The following is a 15,038-nucleotide window of genomic DNA, read 5'->3' as shown; positions in this document are numbered from 1 at the left end:
TGAGAGGGGAAGTGCCCCTCCCCAGGCCGCTGCGGTAAAGACCTGTCGGATCGTGCGCCGCGCTTGTCATGATCCGCGGATGGATGAGCAGCGAACCGCCGTCACCATGCACATCTACTGCCGGGTCGAGGTGCTCGTCACCGACCCCGCGGCGGTCACCGGTCAGGCGGTCGCCGACCTGCGGGCGGCCGACATCGACTGGTCCGCGGAGGAGGACGATCTCGAGACGGCCGTCGAGGATCTGCGGTCTGACGTCGTCACAGCGTTGGCGGGTGTGGTGGACATCAGCCGGCTGAGTGACGGTGTCCCGGGGGTGGAGTTCCGTGGTGGTCTGTGCTGGGCCGAGCAGGGTCCGGCCCGCGATCCCTTCCCTGTCGAAGGGCGGTGACGGCACCAGGGCTCGTCGCGGTCAGGAGCGGGAGCGCCACCAGCGGGTCAACCGTTGGAGGCGGGCACCGGCCCAGAGCCAGAAGAGCGAGGCTGTCAGTCCGGTGGCGCCCATCGAGACGATCACGCCGCGGGGCATCTCCGTGTTGACCGGCTCCGGCATGCATCTGTCCGGGGCGTAGTCGACTGTCAGTTGCTGGTGCAGGTTCGGGAGGCGACCGTTGGGAAACGAGCGCGCATAGATGCCGCAGGTGGTCGGCCCGTCGACCGTGTCGACACGTACCAGCACGTAGGGGCCGTGGGCGTTCTGCGCCGGTTCCGCCGCGACCACTGTCGCCGGCATCAGTACGCCTGCCGGTGAGGGCGGCCTGCGGTCATCGGTGATGCCTATCAGGATCAGCAGGCTGCACGGCAGCAGCAGTGCCAGCGGGAGGGACGGCCAAACGCTCGGACGAGTTCCGTTGGCGAGGAACGACGGCATGGCGTCAGGTTAGCCAGCGAGATCGACAGCGCTCGTCATGGTGGGGTGAGCGGGGCGGTCTCACCGCGGGCGACGACGCGTACCTGCTTGACCCAGCCACGGCGGCGGGCCTCCTCGACGAAGTGCGCCAGCGGTGAGCGGAACACCGGGTAGTCGTCGTAGTGGATCGGCACGGTCAGCGTCGGTCGGATCAGTTCCACCAGGTCGGCGCCCTGCTGGGCATCCATGGTGAGCAGGATCCCGGCGACCTTCGTGCCGCCGAGGTGGATCAGCATGGCGTCGATGTCCGGGTACCGTTCCGGGATGCTGGTGAGCAGCGGCCGGTTGAGCGTGTCTCCGGTGACGTAGAGCCGGAACTCGCGCCTCCCGGAACGCTCCACGTCGATCATCGTGCCCATCACGTCGGGCATCAGCCGGTCCAGGGCCCCCGGGCCGTGCTTGCCGGGCATCGAGGTCAGGCGCAGTGTCGTACCGTCACGGTGCAGTTCGCGGGACGACCAGGTCGGCAGACCCTGGGCGGCCTCGAAGCCCCAGCGGCGCAATTTTCGTTCCGCTGCCGGGGTGGTGACGATGGGCAGCTCGCGGTCGAGTTCCCGGCGGGCCACCCGGTCGAAGTGGTCCCCGTGCAGGTGCGAGAGCACCACCGCGTCCAGTTGCGGAAGCTGGGCGATCCGCAGCGCCGGGTCGGTGCGTCGGCGTGACCACAGACCCTTACCCAGGTATGCCCGCTGCCCCCGGTGGAGGAAGTTCGGGTCCGTCAACACTGTGAACCCGCCGATCCGCAGCACCGTCGTCGCCGTACCGATGAACGTCACCTGCGGTTGTTCCAGCACCGTGACCACCTCCCTGCGCTGCGGTACCCCCGCTGGAGCCGGTCAAGCGGAACATCTGTGGTCAGTCCGCGTGCTCGGTCTCGGGCGAGGACGCGGCGGCGCGGGGTCGTGCTTCCGGCAGGTGTTCCATCAGCCTGGTGAGCGCGCCGTTGGCGAAGGTGGCGCCGAGCGCCGAGCCGGCCCCGATGGTCCAACCGACCGGCCCGAGCGGGGTGCAACCGAAGAACTGGCTCACCCCCGGCGTCTGCACCACCACGGCCAGCACCCCCAGCGACGCCGCCGTCGACGCCAGCACGGTCGGGCTGGTGCCGCCGGCCAGGACGGTCTGGCCGAGCTGGGTGCCGACCAGCGACACCAGGGCGACGGTTCCGGCCCGCTGACGACGTCCGGTGTACCGGGCCAACGTCCAACCCGTTGTGGCGCCCAGCGTGGTGGCTGCCGCCCGCAACCCGATCTCCCTGGTGAGGCTCTCCCCGAGCGCCAGGTCCGGGCCCTCCCGCAGCAGCCTGTCGGTGCGGTCCGACGCGGGTGGCCGGACCGCGATGGCCAACGCAGGTGCCAGGTCGGTGAGCAGGTTGACCAGCAGCAGCTGCCGTCCGGTGAGCGCGGAACGACCGGTCGCCGCGGCGGTGAGCACGCTGAACGCGATCTCGCCCAGGTTGCCGCCGACCAGAATGCTGAGCGCGTGGCGCACCGACGACCACATCGCCCGACCCTCCACCAGGGTCGCGATGATGGTCTCCAACCGGTCGTCGGTGACCACCAGGTCGGCGGCGGCACGCGCCGCCGGGGTGCCCCGTTGACCGAGGGCGATACCGACGTCGGCCAGCCGGATCGCCGGAGCGTCGTTGGCCCCGTCGCCGGTCATCGCGACGGTTCGCCCGCACTTCTGCAACGCCTGGATGATCCGCACCTTGTGCGCCGGGGTGCAGCGGGCCACCACGTCGGTGTTGGCCAGCCGGTCGGCGAGCGCTTCGTCGTCCAGTCGGTCGAGTTCACCGGCGGTGACCACGCGCTGCTCGTCGTGCTCGCTGATGGTGGCGGCGATCGCCTCGGCGGTGGCCGGATGATCACCAGTGATCATGATGGTGTGCACGCCGGCCTGCCGGATCCGACGCACCGCCGGGGCGGCGCTCTCCCGAACCCCGTCCGCGAGGGCCAGGAAACCCACGAAGGTCAGCCCTCGCACGTCGGAGTCGGTCACCTTCGGGTTGTCCACGGGACATTCCGCGACGGCCAGGATCCGGTTGCCCGCCCCGGCCCGGTCGGCGAGCATCCGCTCCAACTCCGCGCGCCCGGCGTCGTCCAACGGTTGCTGACTGCCGTCCATGCGGCGGGCCGAACACCGCGGCAGCACCGTCTCCGGAGCACCCTTGACGCTCAACAGCAGCCGACCGTCGGTCTCGCCGACGCTCGCGTGGTAGCCGCGGGACGGCTCGAACGGCAGCCCTCCGTTCGCCCGCCAACCGGGAGCCCCCGTCTGCTCCACCACCCCGGCGTCCCCGGCACCCCGTCGGACCGCCCGGTCCGTCTGCAACGCCAACTCCTCCGGGTTCGCCGCGGCGGGGGTGGCCCGCAACGCCGCAGCCAGCGTCAACTGGAGTCGGTCGTCCAACCGGTCCACCGGGGCGTACCGGTCACCGGCGCTGTCACCGACCCCGGCCAGCAGCAGCTGCCCCTCGGTGAGCGTGCCGGTCTTGTCGAAGCAGAGCACGTCCACCCGACCCAACGCCTCGATCGTTCGCGGGTTGCGAACCAACGCGCCGTGCTCGGCGAGACGCCGGGCGGCCGCCAGCTGCGCCGCACTCACCAGGAACGGCAGCCCCTCCGGCACCGACGCAACGGCGAGGTTCGCGGCGGTCGCCGCCGTTTCGGCCAGGGGTACGCCCCGAAGCAGACCCGCGCCCGCCACCGCCACCGCCGAGCCTGCGGCCAACGGGATGGCGGCGCTGGTCAACGAGCCGAGCCGGGCTTCCACCCCGCTCGTCGGCGGAGCCTGCCGGACCAGCGCGAGACTGCGGCCGGATTCGGTGTCCGACCCGGTCGCCACGACCACGGCGGTGCCATGTCCGGCGGCGACCGTGGTTCCCTCGTACAGCATCGAGTGGCGGTCGGCGATCGCGGCGGCCACCACCGGCCGGTTGGACTTGGCGACCGGCAACGACTCACCGGTCAGGGAGGACTCGTCCGCCTCCAGACCCACTGATTCGAGCACCCGGCAGTCGGCGGGCACCGAGTCGCCCGGTTCGAGGGCGATGACGTCCCCGAGGACCAGGTCTCCGGCGGCGACCACCTGCTCGGCGCCGTCCCGACGGACCCGCGCCGTCACCGCCGAACGGGACAGCAACTCCGCCAGCGACCGTTCCGTGTTCCGTTCGTGTACCGCGCCGATCAGGGCGGAACCACCGACGACGCTGCCCACCAGCGCGGCGTCGACGAGCGATCCGAAGGACGCGGAGAGCACCGCACCGGCGGCCAGCACCGGAGTCAACGGGTTGGACAACTCCTCCACGAAAGCGCGCAGCAGACCCCCGGATCCGGGCGCGGCCTCGCCGTTCCCCGCCGACCCGTGGTGGCGGCGCTGGGCCTCCGCGCCGGTCAGGCCGTCAGGGGTGCTGCGCAGGTGGTCGAGCACGGTACTGACGGGCATCAGATGCCAGGCGGTCGTGACCGGCGCCGGGGTGTCCGACTGGTCGTGCAGCCGGCGGGCCTGCCAGACCCCGTTCGCGAAGGCCAACCCGGCAGCACCGTTGACGGCGACCAGCGCCTTGTGCGGCAGCTGGGTCGGTGGGGCGGTGAACGCGCCGAGCGCCCCGAGACCGCTGCCGGCCATGGACAGCCGGATGTTCTGCTTGGCCGTGCGCCGGGCGACGCCGGTCGCCTCGATCACCAGGGCCACCACCCGCAGATCGCCGCCGACCAGCAGGTGCGCACCCCACGGCGGCAAATCCTCCGGGGAGGTGGTGAACCCGAGGCCACAGTCGGACGCGCCGAGCGCCTTCCGGTCCGCGGAAACCACCATCACCACCGCGCCGTCGCGCTGCAGCGCGCGTACCGACTCGGTCAACCGGTCGCCGCCGGGCAGCAGCGCGTCGGCGAAGGCGTACCGCTGCTCGTCCCCACCCGCGACGACCAGCCGCAGACCGGCCCTGCGGGCGGCGGCCGGCAGACCGTCGACGCCGGGCGCGGGCTCCGGTTCCACCCGCAACAGCGCGGCCAGCCGGTCCCCGTGCGCCAGACCGAGGAGCTGCCCCCCGGCGGATCGCAGACGGTCCCCGTCCGGGATGCCCCCATCGTCGTGCGCGGGCATCTGGTCGAGCGGTCCGAGCCGCCAGTCGTCGGCCATGCGGGAAGCGGCCGGATGGTCCGGGTCGAACAGGCCGAAGGCCCGCTCCGCCACCTCGTTGACGTCCGCTCCGGTCGCCGGTGCCAGATCGGCCAGTACACCCCGGTCCGAGCCGAGCACTGCCGCGTCCAACACGAGCGTGTCGATCCGGTCCAGTTCCCGCAGCACGCTGCGGTCCATCGCGATCACGCCACGCCGAGCCAGCATCCAGCCGAGCTGGGCGGCGTACCCCTCGCGTCCACTGCCGGGGGCCTTGGGTAGGGCGGCGAGGCCCAGCGCGGTGGCCCGTTTGGGCCCGGCGAACGGCATGGCCGCCGCTCCGGCCGCCGCGCCCGCGGCGAGCATCTTGTTGATGTACCGCTCGACGGGGCCGTCCGGCTTCGGCCGGGGGCGGTCGATTACCGGCCATTGGGCCGTCGCACGGTCCGCGTCGCCGGTCAGCCGTGGCTCGGCGCGCTCCCAGGCGGAGAGTTGGGCCCGCGCCTCGCCCCACTGCACCACCCGCTGGGCGCCGTCCAGGACGATCCCGGTCCAGCGACCGGTCAAACCCTGTACCACCGCCTCGGCCAGGGGGAACAGGATGTCGGCGCGTGGGTCGGAGCGCAGCCGCTTGCCGACGAACTCGTGCAGCTTCGGCTGTAGATCCACGGCGGCCAGCAGGCCGGAGACCTCCCCGGGCAGCGGCGCGAACGGCAGGATCCGGGTGGCCGCCGAGATGGTGAGGCCCAGCGCGTCCGAGGCGAGCCCGCCGAGGGTACGCGGAGTTCGGGGCCCCTCCTCCGGTGGGTGCGGCGGCGGGATCTCCGGGTCGGGCTCGTGGTCGCAGGTCTGCTCGACCCGGCTGATGGTCTCGATCAGGTCGCGCATCGCCGGCTCGGGGTTCTGGACGGCGACCACCACCCGGCCGGACGGGGCGTTGACCCGGGCCCAGGCCACCCCCGGCATCCGCTCCAGCGCGTCCTCCACCTGGCGCGCCAGCCGGTTGCCGCCGTCCTGGCACACGCCGTGGACCTCGATGTGGTGCCGGCCCGGTCGCGACCAGACCCGACGACGGCTCAGGCCGACGGTCCGGGCCAGCCGGGTCGCGGCCGAGTTGACGGTACGCGCCGCCTCGCCGAACAGGTGCGGCACGCCGGCCATCTCGTCCTCCCACCGCCTCGCGTCCGGCGGCCTGGCTTCCCGACCTGGCGTCCGTTATGCCCCTCCAGCGGCGGAACTTTCCGCCGAGGCCGGCGCATGGACGGGGTGGGGTGTGGAATCCGACGACAATCACCGGACACGGGGAGGCCGGAATGAGCACGCTGACACGACACCTCAACGGGTCGCGCGAGAACGTGCGGATGTACCAGCGACGGGTCGACCTGCCGATGCTGGGTGAGGTGGCGGTGCCACCACCGGACAAGGTCGTCTACTACGCGGGGCTCGGGGTGCTGGCCGCGCTCCAGGTCATCGAGTGGCCGATCGCCCTGGTGATCACCGCCGGTCACCTTCTGGCCGACCAGCATTTTTCCGGCCTGGTGCGCGGGGTTGGGGAGGCGTTGCAGGACGCCTGACGAGAGCCGGATCACCAGGGTTTGACATGAATCAGGGTTGAGGTCGCATTCTCGGTGGATGTCGACCACACCAACGGCCACAGTCGTACCCGCAGCATCGGGGCTGTTCGCGCCTCGACTGCGGGCGATGACAGTGGGCAGCGTCGCGTTGATCTCGTTGCTCGCGTTCGAGGCGTTGGCTGTCGGTACGGCGATGCCCACCGTCGCCCGAAGCCTGGACGGGCTGGCGCTGTACGGGATCGCGTTCGGAGGATCGTTCGCCACCGGTGTGCTGGCCATGGTGGTGTCCGGCATCTGGTGCGACGCACGGGGACCGCGGGGGCCGATGTGGCACGGCGTCGCCTGGTTCGTGGTCGGGTTGCTGATCGCCGGGACCGCCCCCGTCATGAGCGCGCTGGTCGTCGGGCGGGCCGTGCAGGGCTTCGGCTCCGGGCTGCTCTCGGTGGCGCTCTACGTGATCGTCGGGCAGGCGTACCCGCAGGACCTGCACCGGAAGATCTTCGCGGCGTTCGCGGCGGCGTGGGTCGTACCGTCGCTGGTGGGGCCCGCAGTCGCCGGTCTGATCGTGCAGTACCTGGGCTGGCGGTGGGTCTTCCTGGCGGTCCCGGCGGTGGCCGTGCCGGCGGTCCTGCTGATCCATCCGGGCCTTCGGTCGCTGGGCCGGAGCACGACGACCGGTCCGCCGGCCGGCGCGGCGGCGCGGATCGCCTGGGCGTTCGGTGCCGCGGTGAGTGCCGCACTGCTGCACATCGGGGGTCAGCAGCGCGGCGTCTCCGCCCTGGTGCTGATCGTGGTCGCAGTGGTCGGTCTGCTGGTCTGTGCCCCGCGTCTGTTGCCGGCCGGGTTCCTCCGGGCGGCTCGGGGTCTGCCGACCGTCGTCGGGTTGCGTGGTCTGGCATCGGCGGCGTTCGTGGGCGCCGAGGTCGTCATTCCGTTGATGCTCTCCCGGGAGCGGGGCCTCTCGCCGACCGCGGCCGGGCTGGTCCTCACCGTTGGCGCGTTGGCCTGGTCGGTGGGCTCCTGGTTGCAGGGTCGGATTCCGGTGCCGGCTTCCCGGGCCAGCCTGCCGCGCGCCGGGCTGACCTGCATCACCGTCGGCACCGCCACGGTGGCGCTGGCCGTCCGGCCGGAGCTGCCGGTGAGCGTCGCCGTGCTGGGCTGGGCGGTCGCCGGTCTCGGCATGGGTCTGCTCTACCCGTCGTTGTCGGTGCTCACCCTGGAGTTGTCCGCCCTGGGTGAGCAGGGGCGAAACAGTTCGTCGCTGCAACTGGGCGACTCGCTCTTCGCGGCGACGGTGCTGGCGCTGACCGGGGCCGTGCTGGCGGCGGGTAGCGCGCCCGGCCCGGCGAGTTACACGCTGACCCTGGTGGTGGCGGCGGGCCTCGCGCTGCTCGGGGCGCTGCTGGCCGGCCGGGTCGTGGTGGGCGGGACCACCCGACGGCTCGGGTGATCCGGGGAAACGGCCGCATCCGACCCGGTCGGGCCGGGAGGATGACGGGCGATGAACCTCCTGACCATCCTGCCGCTCGCCGTGGTGATGGTCGCCGGATCCCAACTGGTCGTGGCGGTCTTCCTCGCTTCGTCGAACCGGCCCCGGGCGGCGTCGCTGGGCTTCCTCGGCGGTGCCGGGCTGGTGGTCACGGCCGGAGTGACGGTGAGCTGGCTGCTGACCCGTTGGGTGGGCGGCCTGGCCGCCGACGCCAGCGCGGTCGCCGGCAAGGTCGACCGTGGTCCCGCCATCGACCTCGTGGTCCTCGTGCTGCTGGTCTGCCTGGCCGTGGTGGTGTGGGTACGGCGTAACCGCTCCGGGCCGCCGAGATGGCTGGGCAGCATCGAGCGTGCCGAACCCCGTCAGGCGATGCGGCTGGGCGCGTTGCTCTTCGTGGTGACACCCACCGACGACCTGACCATGGCCGCCGTCGGCGCGAGCGTGGCCCGGCACAACCTGCCGTGGTGGCACCTGGTGCCGTTCGTGCTGCTCACAGTTTTCCTACTCGCCGTGCCCCTGCTGGCGTTGCTGCTGCTCGGGGACAGGGCGGCGCGGACCCTGGCTCGGATGCGGGAATGGGCCGAGGGGCACGCCTGGATCGTCAACGAGATCGTGATCGCGTTCTTCGCGTTGCTGACCGTGCTGGACCTGATCCGTTCCGGGTGAGCCGCCGCACTCCCGGTCACGGGAGCGCCCCCTGTGCCGTCGACACCGCGTGGGCCGACGGCTCATCGATCGGACAGGCGTGCCGCGGTACGCGGCCGGAACAGGAGGACGAGATGAGGGTTCTGGTCACCGGGGCGGGCGGCCGCCTGGGGCGCGCGGCGCTCGCGCGGCTGCACGACGACGGTGTGACGGTCCGGGCCACCAGCCGACAGTGGCGTAGCGACTCCGAGGTCGAGTGGGTGGTGGCGGACCTCGCGACGGGCGACGGGCTGGACGAGGCGGTGTCCGGGGTGGACGCTGTGCTGCACCTGGCGTCCGCCCCGAAGGGCGGGCAGACCTACCAGGTGGACGTGTTGGGTACGCGCCGGCTCGTGATGGCCGCCCGCGCCGCCGGTGTGGGGCACCTCGTCTACATCTCGATCGTCGGGGTGGACCGGGTGCCGATCCCGTACTACCGGCACAAGCTCTCCGCCGAACAGGTGGTCACGGCCGGACCGGTGCCGTGGTCGGTGCTTCGGGCCACCCAGTTCCCGCAGTTCCTCGACGACCTGCTCACCTCCAGCTCGCGGTTGGGACCGGTGATCGGGGACAGGGCGGTGCTGGCCCAACCGGTCGATCCGGGCGAGGTGGCGGCGCGGTTGGCGGCTCGGCTGGTCGCCGGGCCGCTGGGCGGCATCGAGGAGTACGGCGGGCCGCAGGTGCTCCGCTTCGACGAGGCGGTCCGGGCGTGGCGGGAGGCCCGGGGCTCACGCCGACCGCTGCTGCCGGTGCGGATTCCCGGCCGGCTCGGTCGAGAGTTGCGCGCGGGTGGTCTCGTCACCGAGGCGCTGCCCCGGGGCGTCCGTACCTGGGCCGATCACCTCGCCGACACGTACGGGGGAACCGGCCGGAAATGAGAGCAACAACGGTTCACGTTCGTCTTACGGTGGCGCCATGTTCGTTGTCGTCACCACGGTGATCCTCTACGTCTTCGGCTTCGTCTTCCTCTACGGCGTGATCCGGCTCGGTGTCCGCCACGGGTTGGAGGACCTGGAGTTGCAACGGGCCAGGGCCCGGCGCGAGGAGGAGTTGGCGGCCGCCCGCGACCGCTCCTTCATGCGCGACAACGCGTTCCTCGCCGGCAGTTGAGCACCGGAGCGGTTCGGCCGGGCCCGGTGGTGTCACGGGACGGCCCGGGAGCCGCAGGGCGGTTCGGCAGCGCGGATGCGAGGATCGCACCCGTGATGGGAACGCTGAAGACCGAACCGGCCCGCGCTCGCCTCGACCTGCTCGCCCCGCCGGTGGCGGAGGCCGTCGCGCAGTGGCCCGCCGACGCGCCGGTGGACGTCAACGACGTGCTGGTGGCGCCGATCGACGCCGACCTCGCCGACACGGCCGCGTTCTGTGCGGCGTACGAGGTGGGGTTGGACGTGTCGGCCAACTGCGTCGTGGTGGCGGGCAAGCGCGACGGAGTGGTGCGTTACGCGGCGTGCATCGTGCTGGCCACCACCCGGGCCGACGTGAACGGGGTGGCCCGGCGCACGCTTGACGTGCGTAAGGCGAGCTTCGCGCCGATGGCCGACGCTGTCGAGTTGACCGGTATGGAGTACGGCGGCATCACCCCGATCGGACTGCCGGCGCAGTGGCCGATCCTGGTCGACTCGCGGGTCATCGCCACTCCGCACGTGATCATCGGCTCCGGCGTACGGCACAGCAAGATCGCACTGCCGGGGCCGGCGTTGGGCGCGCTGCCCGGTGCTCAGGTGGTGGAAGGCCTGGCCAGGCCGGCCTGACCAGCAATCAGCATCGATGTTGTTGCACGTGAAACATCATGATCATCGATGGCGGGTGTCGTGCTGGGTCAGTGGGCTGCGGCCTCGCGCTGCTCGACCTCGGCGATCGCGGCGAGCAGCGTCTGCACCTCCTGCGCACCGGAGACCGCGTACTTCCCGGCCAGGACGAACATCGGCACGCCGGTGATGCCGAGGTCCCGGGCGGTGGCCAGCTGGGCCTCGACGTCGGCGACGCGCTCGTCGGAGTCGAGGAATCGTCGTGCGTCGGCCGCGTCCAGCCCGATGTCACCGGCCAGCGCGGCGAGCGCCTCCCGGGAGCCGACGTCGATGCCGTTGTTGAAGTGCGCCTGGTAGAGCGCCTCCACCATCTCGGCCGCCCGACCGTGATCGGTGGCGTAGGAGACCAGCCGGTGCGCGTCGAAGGTGTTCGCGACCACCGCGCGGTCGTAGTCCAGTCGGAGGCCGTCACCCGCCGCGACCTGGGTCACGTGGTCGACCATCTGCCGGGCGCGCTCCGGGCCACCGAACTTGCCGGCCAGCGCCTGCACCAACGGAAGAGGCTCGGGCACCGGCGACGGGTCGAGCTGGAACGGCCGGTAGCGGACAGTGACCTCACCCTCGTAACTGGCGAGAGCCTCGTCCAGGCGGCGCTTGCCGATGTAGCACCACGGGCAGATCACGTCCGCGTAGATCTCGATCTCCATGATCGTTGGCAACCCCGAGGTCAGCCGAGTTGTTCCCGGATCTGCCGCTTGAGGCGACCCAGGATCGCCGTGCCACCACGAACCCGCAGAGGGCTGATCGCCTGCGCCAGGCCCATCCGCTGGTAGAGGTCGTCCGGCACCGCCAGCACCTGTTCCGCGCTGGCGCCCGCCAGCCCTTCGGCGAGGATCCCGGCGAACGCCCGCGTGGTGGGCGCCTCCGGCGGGCAGTCGAAGAGCGTCTCCACGGTGCCGTCCGGGGTCACCGTCGCGCGCAGGAAGAACGCCGTCTGACACTCGGGCACCTGTTCCATGCCCTCGCGTTCGGCAGTGCCCTCCGGCAGCACCGGGATGACGTCCGCGTACTCCAGGAGCATCTCCAGCACCAGGTCGCGCGGCGCCGCGGCGAACTCGTCGACGATCTCGGCCAGTCGGGCCGGCATGTCAGCCATGCGTCGAGGCTACCGCCGTCGTGCGGGGCCCTCGTGACCAAGCCGACCGGGCCGACGCGCACGTCGTCAGACGGTCGGTGACTGCTCGCTGATCTCGCTCAGCGCGCTGGTGGGGTCGAGCTGCATGGCCAGGTCGCCGAGCGAGACGATCCCGACCAGCTTGCGATCGCTGTCACAGACCAGCACCCGCCGGATTCCCCGGTCCCGCATGAGCGCCGCCGCCTCACCCGCGGTGCAGTGCTGCTCGATCATGACTACCTCGCGGGTGACGATCGAGCCGATGGTGGTGGCCGCAGGGGAGCTGTTCTCCGCCACGGCCCGCACCACGATGTCCCGGTCGGTGAGCATGCCAGCCAGGCTGGCGCCGTCGGTGACGACCACATCACCGATGTCGGCCTCCTTCATCACCCTGGCCGCCTCGTCCAGTGTGGTTTCGGCCGGCAGGTACACGACCTGCTTGGTCATCACGTCACTGACCCGGTATTCGGTCACGAGAGCCTCCGAAGACGTTTCCACCGATCCGACAGCACTACCCCGTGACGCGGCAGCTACACCAGGTTTCCACGTTCCTGGCGTACCTCGTGGACGAGTCGCTCCACCAACCCCTCCAGCGGTAGCTCGGAGCGCCCGTCGCCGGCCCGCTCGCGCAGCTCGACGTACCCGTCGGCGAGTCGGCGGCCGACCACGACGGCCCGGGGGATGCCGATCAGCTCGGCGTCGGTGAACTTGACCCCGGCCGAGACGTGCGTGCGGTCGTCGACGAGCACCCGCAGGCCGGCGGCGGCGAGACGCCCGCCGAGCTCCAGCGCCGCGTCGAGCTGCGGGCCCTTGCCCGCGACCACCAGGTGTACGTCGCACGGCGCGATCGCCGCAGGCCAGACCAACCCACGGTCGTCGTGGTGCTGCTCGGCGACCGCCGCCACCGCCCGGGAGACCCCGATGCCGTAGCAACCCATCGTCGGCCGGACCGGCTTGCCGGCCGGTCCGAGCACGTCGACGGCGAAGGCGTCGGTGAACCGGCGGCCGAGCTGGAAGATGTGCCCGATCTCGATGCCCCGCCGGATGGTCAGCTCACCGTCGTCGCAGGTCGGGCAGGGATCACCGGCCCGTACCTCGGCCGCCTCGATAGTGCCGTCCGGCGTGAAGTCCCGCCCGCAGACCACGTCGGTCGCGTGTCGGCCCGGCTCGTTCGCCCCGGTCAGCCACGCCGAGCCGGCCACCACCCGAGGATCGACCAGGTAACGGACACCCAGCTTGTCGAGCAGTTGCGGCCCGAGGTAGCCGCGGACCAACTCGGGATGCTCGGCCCACTCCTCGAAGACGGCCACCTGGGCCGGGTGCAGGGCGGCTTCGACCCGCTTGAGGTCGACCTCCCGGTCACCGGGCAACCCGATCACCAAGGGCTCGGCCCGGTTCGCGCCCGGCTGACAGACGGACAGCACGACGTTCTTCAGGGTGTCGGCGGCGGTCCAACCGTCCCGGTCACCCAACCGGCGGGCGTTCGCCAACTCCACCAGACTGGCGATGGTCGGCGTCTCCGGCGTGTCATGCACCTCGACGGGAGGCTGCGCGGTCGGATCGCCGGCGGCGGGCACCCGGGTGACCACCGCCTCGGTGTTGGCCGCGTAGTCGCAGGCGGTGCAGCCGACGTAGGTGTCCTCGCCGACCGGTGTCGTCGCCAGGAACTCCTCCGACGCGGAGCCGCCCATCGCGCCGGACATCGCGTGCACCACCGTGTAGTCCAGACCCAACCGGTCGAAGATCCGCCGGTACGCGGCGCGATGCCGGGCGTACGCGTCGCGCAGCCCCGCCTCGTCCAGGTCGAAGGAGTACGCGTCCTTCATCAGGAACTCCCGGCCGCGCAGCACACCGGCCCGGGGCCGGGCCTCGTCCCGGAACTTCGTCTGCACCTGGAACAGCGTCACCGGGAAGTCCCGGTACGACGTGAACACGTCCTTGACCAGCAGCGCCGCCATCTCCTCGTGGGTGGGCGCCAACAGGTGCTCGGCGCCGCGCCGGTCGACGAGGGTGAAGATGTCGTCGCCGTACTCCGTCCACCGGCCGCTGGTCCGGTAGGGCTCGGCGGGCAGCAGCGCCGGGAAGTGCACCTCCTGGTCACCGATCGCGACCAGTTCGTCGCGGACCACAGCGGTGATCCGGTCCAGCACCAGCTTGCCCAGCGGCAGCCAGGTGTAGCCGCCCGGTGCGGCACGACGGACGTAGCCGGCACGCAGCAGCAGCCGATGGCTCGGCACCTCCGCGTCGGCCGGATCCTCGCGCAGGGTCCGCAGCAACAGGGTCGACATGCGTAGCAGCATGGGCGCAGCCTAGGGCCGTGCCGGCCGGCCGGGCGACCCAATTCGGACCTGCCGGGGCGAATCCGGTGGTGTTGGGATGGCCGGTCCCTCCTGTCGATCCGGTTGCCGGACCGGCGGTGTCGCGCGGCTGGCCCATGACCTCCGCCACGTCCGTCGATCGGGGCGGTGCCGGTGACGCCTCCGGTGACAGACTTGTCGCCGCAGGCAACGAGTGGCGTAAGGGGGCGCGGGTGCGCTGGCGCAGTTTTGTCGCGGTCGGGGACAGCTTCACCGAGGGAATGGACGACGCGTACCCGGACGGCACCTTCCGGGGTTGGGCGGACCTGGTGGCCACCCGGCTTGCCGCCGAGGCGGGCCCCGACTTCCGGTACGCGAACCTGGCCATCCGGGGCCGGCTCTTCCCCGGAGTGGTCGCCGAGCAGGTGCCGGCGGCGGTGGCGATGAAGCCCGACCTGATCAGCTTCGCGGCCGGCGGCAACGACGTTCTGCGCCGTACCTTCGACCCGGACACGCTGGTGGCCCGCTTCGACGAGGTGGTCCGGCAACTGCGTTCCGGTGGCGCGGACGTGCTGCTGTTCCGGTTCGCCGACGTGATGGCCCGGCTGCCCGGCCAGCGGCTCGTCGCTCCCCGGGTGCAGTTGCTCAACCAGGCTGTCGGCGAGACCGCCGAACGGCACGGCGCGATCATGGTCGACCTGTACGCCGACGACACCTTCCTCAACCCGATGCTCTGGAGCACCGACCGGCTGCACCTCTCCGCGGCCGGCCACCGGCGGGTGGCGGGGCAGGTGTTGAACGCGTTGGGAGTGGGTTGCGACGAGGAGTGGCTGATGGTCCCGCCGCACCCGGCGCCGTCACCGTGGCTGGCCGCCCGCGCCGCCGACCTGCGATGGGCCGGTCAGCACCTCGCGCCGTGGGTGAAGCGTCGGCTCACCGGCCGGTCGTCCGGCGACACTGTGACGGCCAAGCGCCCGCTGCTCGGGCCCATCGTCGACTGATCCTCGGGACAGGACGACCGGCTCCCGGCTCGGGCCGGATAT

The 15,038-nt window shown here is 71.8% G+C and carries 15 protein-coding genes; 8 read left to right on the top strand and 7 right to left on the bottom strand.

Annotation, left to right across the window (positions count from 1 at the left end):
* The first annotated feature begins 79 nt into the window (after window positions 1-79).
* Entirely contained in the window at window positions 80-388 is a 309-nt protein-coding gene (locus tag O3438_RS22435) for a hypothetical protein (RefSeq protein WP_269681765.1), read from the top strand.
* A 21-nt stretch (window positions 389-409) separates the two neighbouring features.
* On the opposite strand, the gene O3438_RS22430 is transcribed toward O3438_RS22435, so the two are convergent.
* The 3 genes from O3438_RS22430 to O3438_RS22420 all read right to left on the bottom strand — a co-directional run bounded on the left by O3438_RS22430 (window position 410) and on the right by O3438_RS22420 (window position 6,187).
* Window positions 410-868: a hypothetical protein gene (locus tag O3438_RS22430; protein WP_269681764.1), complete on the bottom strand. Its 459-nt coding sequence runs from the start codon at window positions 866-868 to the stop codon at window positions 410-412.
* A 35-nt stretch (window positions 869-903) separates the two neighbouring features.
* Entirely contained in the window at window positions 904-1,701 is a 798-nt protein-coding gene (locus O3438_RS22425) for an MBL fold metallo-hydrolase (RefSeq protein WP_269681763.1), read from the bottom strand.
* A 61-nt stretch (window positions 1,702-1,762) separates the two neighbouring features.
* Window positions 1,763-6,187 carry a cation-translocating P-type ATPase gene (locus O3438_RS22420; RefSeq protein ID WP_269681762.1) on the bottom strand — a complete coding sequence of 1,475 codons (4,425 nt, stop codon included), beginning with the start codon at window positions 6,185-6,187 and terminating at the stop codon, window positions 1,763-1,765.
* A 152-nt stretch (window positions 6,188-6,339) separates the two neighbouring features.
* Between O3438_RS22420 and O3438_RS22415 the strand changes: the two genes are divergently transcribed.
* The 6 genes from O3438_RS22415 to O3438_RS22390 all read left to right on the top strand — a co-directional run bounded on the left by O3438_RS22415 (window position 6,340) and on the right by O3438_RS22390 (window position 10,527).
* Window positions 6,340-6,600, top strand: a complete 261-nt coding sequence (locus tag O3438_RS22415) for a hypothetical protein (protein WP_269681761.1) — start codon at window positions 6,340-6,342, stop codon at window positions 6,598-6,600.
* 58 nt (window positions 6,601-6,658) lie between these two features.
* The gene (locus tag O3438_RS22410) at window positions 6,659-8,050 is read left to right on the top strand and encodes an MFS transporter (protein ID WP_269681760.1); all 1,392 of its coding nucleotides are present in this window, start codon (window positions 6,659-6,661) and stop codon (window positions 8,048-8,050) included.
* 51 nt (window positions 8,051-8,101) lie between these two features.
* On the top strand, window positions 8,102-8,755 hold the full coding sequence (locus O3438_RS22405) for a GAP family protein (protein ID WP_269681759.1): 654 nt from the start codon (window positions 8,102-8,104) through the stop codon (window positions 8,753-8,755).
* A gap of 113 nt (window positions 8,756-8,868) precedes the next feature.
* On the top strand, window positions 8,869-9,651 hold the full coding sequence (locus O3438_RS22400) for an SDR family oxidoreductase (protein ID WP_269681758.1): 783 nt from the start codon (window positions 8,869-8,871) through the stop codon (window positions 9,649-9,651).
* Between the two features lie 37 nt (window positions 9,652-9,688).
* Window positions 9,689-9,883, top strand: a complete 195-nt coding sequence (locus O3438_RS22395) for a hypothetical protein (protein WP_088987020.1) — start codon at window positions 9,689-9,691, stop codon at window positions 9,881-9,883.
* A gap of 95 nt (window positions 9,884-9,978) precedes the next feature.
* Entirely contained in the window at window positions 9,979-10,527 is a 549-nt protein-coding gene (locus O3438_RS22390; protein WP_269681757.1) for a YbaK/EbsC family protein, read from the top strand.
* A 68-nt stretch (window positions 10,528-10,595) separates the two neighbouring features.
* Here O3438_RS22390 and O3438_RS22385 read toward each other — a convergent pair whose 3' ends face one another.
* The 4 genes from O3438_RS22385 to O3438_RS22370 all read right to left on the bottom strand — a co-directional run bounded on the left by O3438_RS22385 (window position 10,596) and on the right by O3438_RS22370 (window position 13,998).
* A complete protein-coding gene (locus O3438_RS22385) occupies window positions 10,596-11,231 on the bottom strand; it encodes a DsbA family oxidoreductase (RefSeq protein WP_269681756.1) in 636 nt (211 codons plus the stop codon).
* A 20-nt stretch (window positions 11,232-11,251) separates the two neighbouring features.
* Window positions 11,252-11,680 (bottom strand): SufE family protein, encoded by a 429-nt coding sequence (locus O3438_RS22380; RefSeq protein WP_269681755.1) that lies wholly within the window; start codon window positions 11,678-11,680, stop codon window positions 11,252-11,254.
* Between the two features lie 66 nt (window positions 11,681-11,746).
* Window positions 11,747-12,172, bottom strand: a complete 426-nt coding sequence (locus tag O3438_RS22375) for a CBS domain-containing protein (RefSeq protein ID WP_197699410.1) — start codon at window positions 12,170-12,172, stop codon at window positions 11,747-11,749.
* 56 nt (window positions 12,173-12,228) lie between these two features.
* Window positions 12,229-13,998: a proline--tRNA ligase gene (locus O3438_RS22370; RefSeq protein ID WP_269681754.1), complete on the bottom strand. Its 1,770-nt coding sequence runs from the start codon at window positions 13,996-13,998 to the stop codon at window positions 12,229-12,231.
* 230 nt (window positions 13,999-14,228) lie between these two features.
* On the opposite strand from O3438_RS22370, the gene O3438_RS22365 reads away from it, so the two are divergent.
* The gene (locus tag O3438_RS22365; protein ID WP_269683721.1) at window positions 14,229-14,996 is read left to right on the top strand and encodes an SGNH/GDSL hydrolase family protein; all 768 of its coding nucleotides are present in this window, start codon (window positions 14,229-14,231) and stop codon (window positions 14,994-14,996) included.
* The last annotated feature ends 42 nt before the right edge of the window (window positions 14,997-15,038 follow it).

The organism is Micromonospora sp. WMMC250 (assembly GCF_027460215.1).
Lineage (GTDB): Bacteria > Actinomycetota > Actinomycetes > Mycobacteriales > Micromonosporaceae > Micromonospora > Micromonospora taraxaci.
This window is presented reverse-complemented; position numbering and strand designations above follow the sequence as displayed.

Bases quoted from the DNA above. Each gene is read 5' to 3' on its own strand.
- O3438_RS22430 (WP_269681764.1), bottom strand. From the start codon at position 868: ATGCCGTCGTTCCTCGCCAACGGAACTCGTCCGAGCGTTTGGCCGTCC.
- O3438_RS22400 (WP_269681758.1), top strand. From the start codon at position 8,869: ATGAGGGTTCTGGTCACCGGGGCGGGCGGCCGCCTGGGGCGCGCGGCG.
- O3438_RS22415 (WP_269681761.1), top strand. From the start codon at position 6,340: ATGAGCACGCTGACACGACACCTCAACGGGTCGCGCGAGAACGTGCGG.
- O3438_RS22385 (WP_269681756.1), bottom strand. From the start codon at position 11,231: ATGGAGATCGAGATCTACGCGGACGTGATCTGCCCGTGGTGCTACATC.
- O3438_RS22405 (WP_269681759.1), top strand. From the start codon at position 8,102: ATGAACCTCCTGACCATCCTGCCGCTCGCCGTGGTGATGGTCGCCGGA.
- O3438_RS22380 (WP_269681755.1), bottom strand. From the start codon at position 11,680: ATGGCTGACATGCCGGCCCGACTGGCCGAGATCGTCGACGAGTTCGCC.
- O3438_RS22410 (WP_269681760.1), top strand. From the start codon at position 6,659: ATGTCGACCACACCAACGGCCACAGTCGTACCCGCAGCATCGGGGCTG.
- O3438_RS22420 (WP_269681762.1), bottom strand. From the start codon at position 6,187: ATGGCCGGCGTGCCGCACCTGTTCGGCGAGGCGGCGCGTACCGTCAAC.
- O3438_RS22370 (WP_269681754.1), bottom strand. From the start codon at position 13,998: ATGCTGCTACGCATGTCGACCCTGTTGCTGCGGACCCTGCGCGAGGAT.
- O3438_RS22435 (WP_269681765.1), top strand. From the start codon at position 80: ATGGATGAGCAGCGAACCGCCGTCACCATGCACATCTACTGCCGGGTC.
- O3438_RS22390 (WP_269681757.1), top strand. From the start codon at position 9,979: ATGGGAACGCTGAAGACCGAACCGGCCCGCGCTCGCCTCGACCTGCTC.
- O3438_RS22395 (WP_088987020.1), top strand. From the start codon at position 9,689: ATGTTCGTTGTCGTCACCACGGTGATCCTCTACGTCTTCGGCTTCGTC.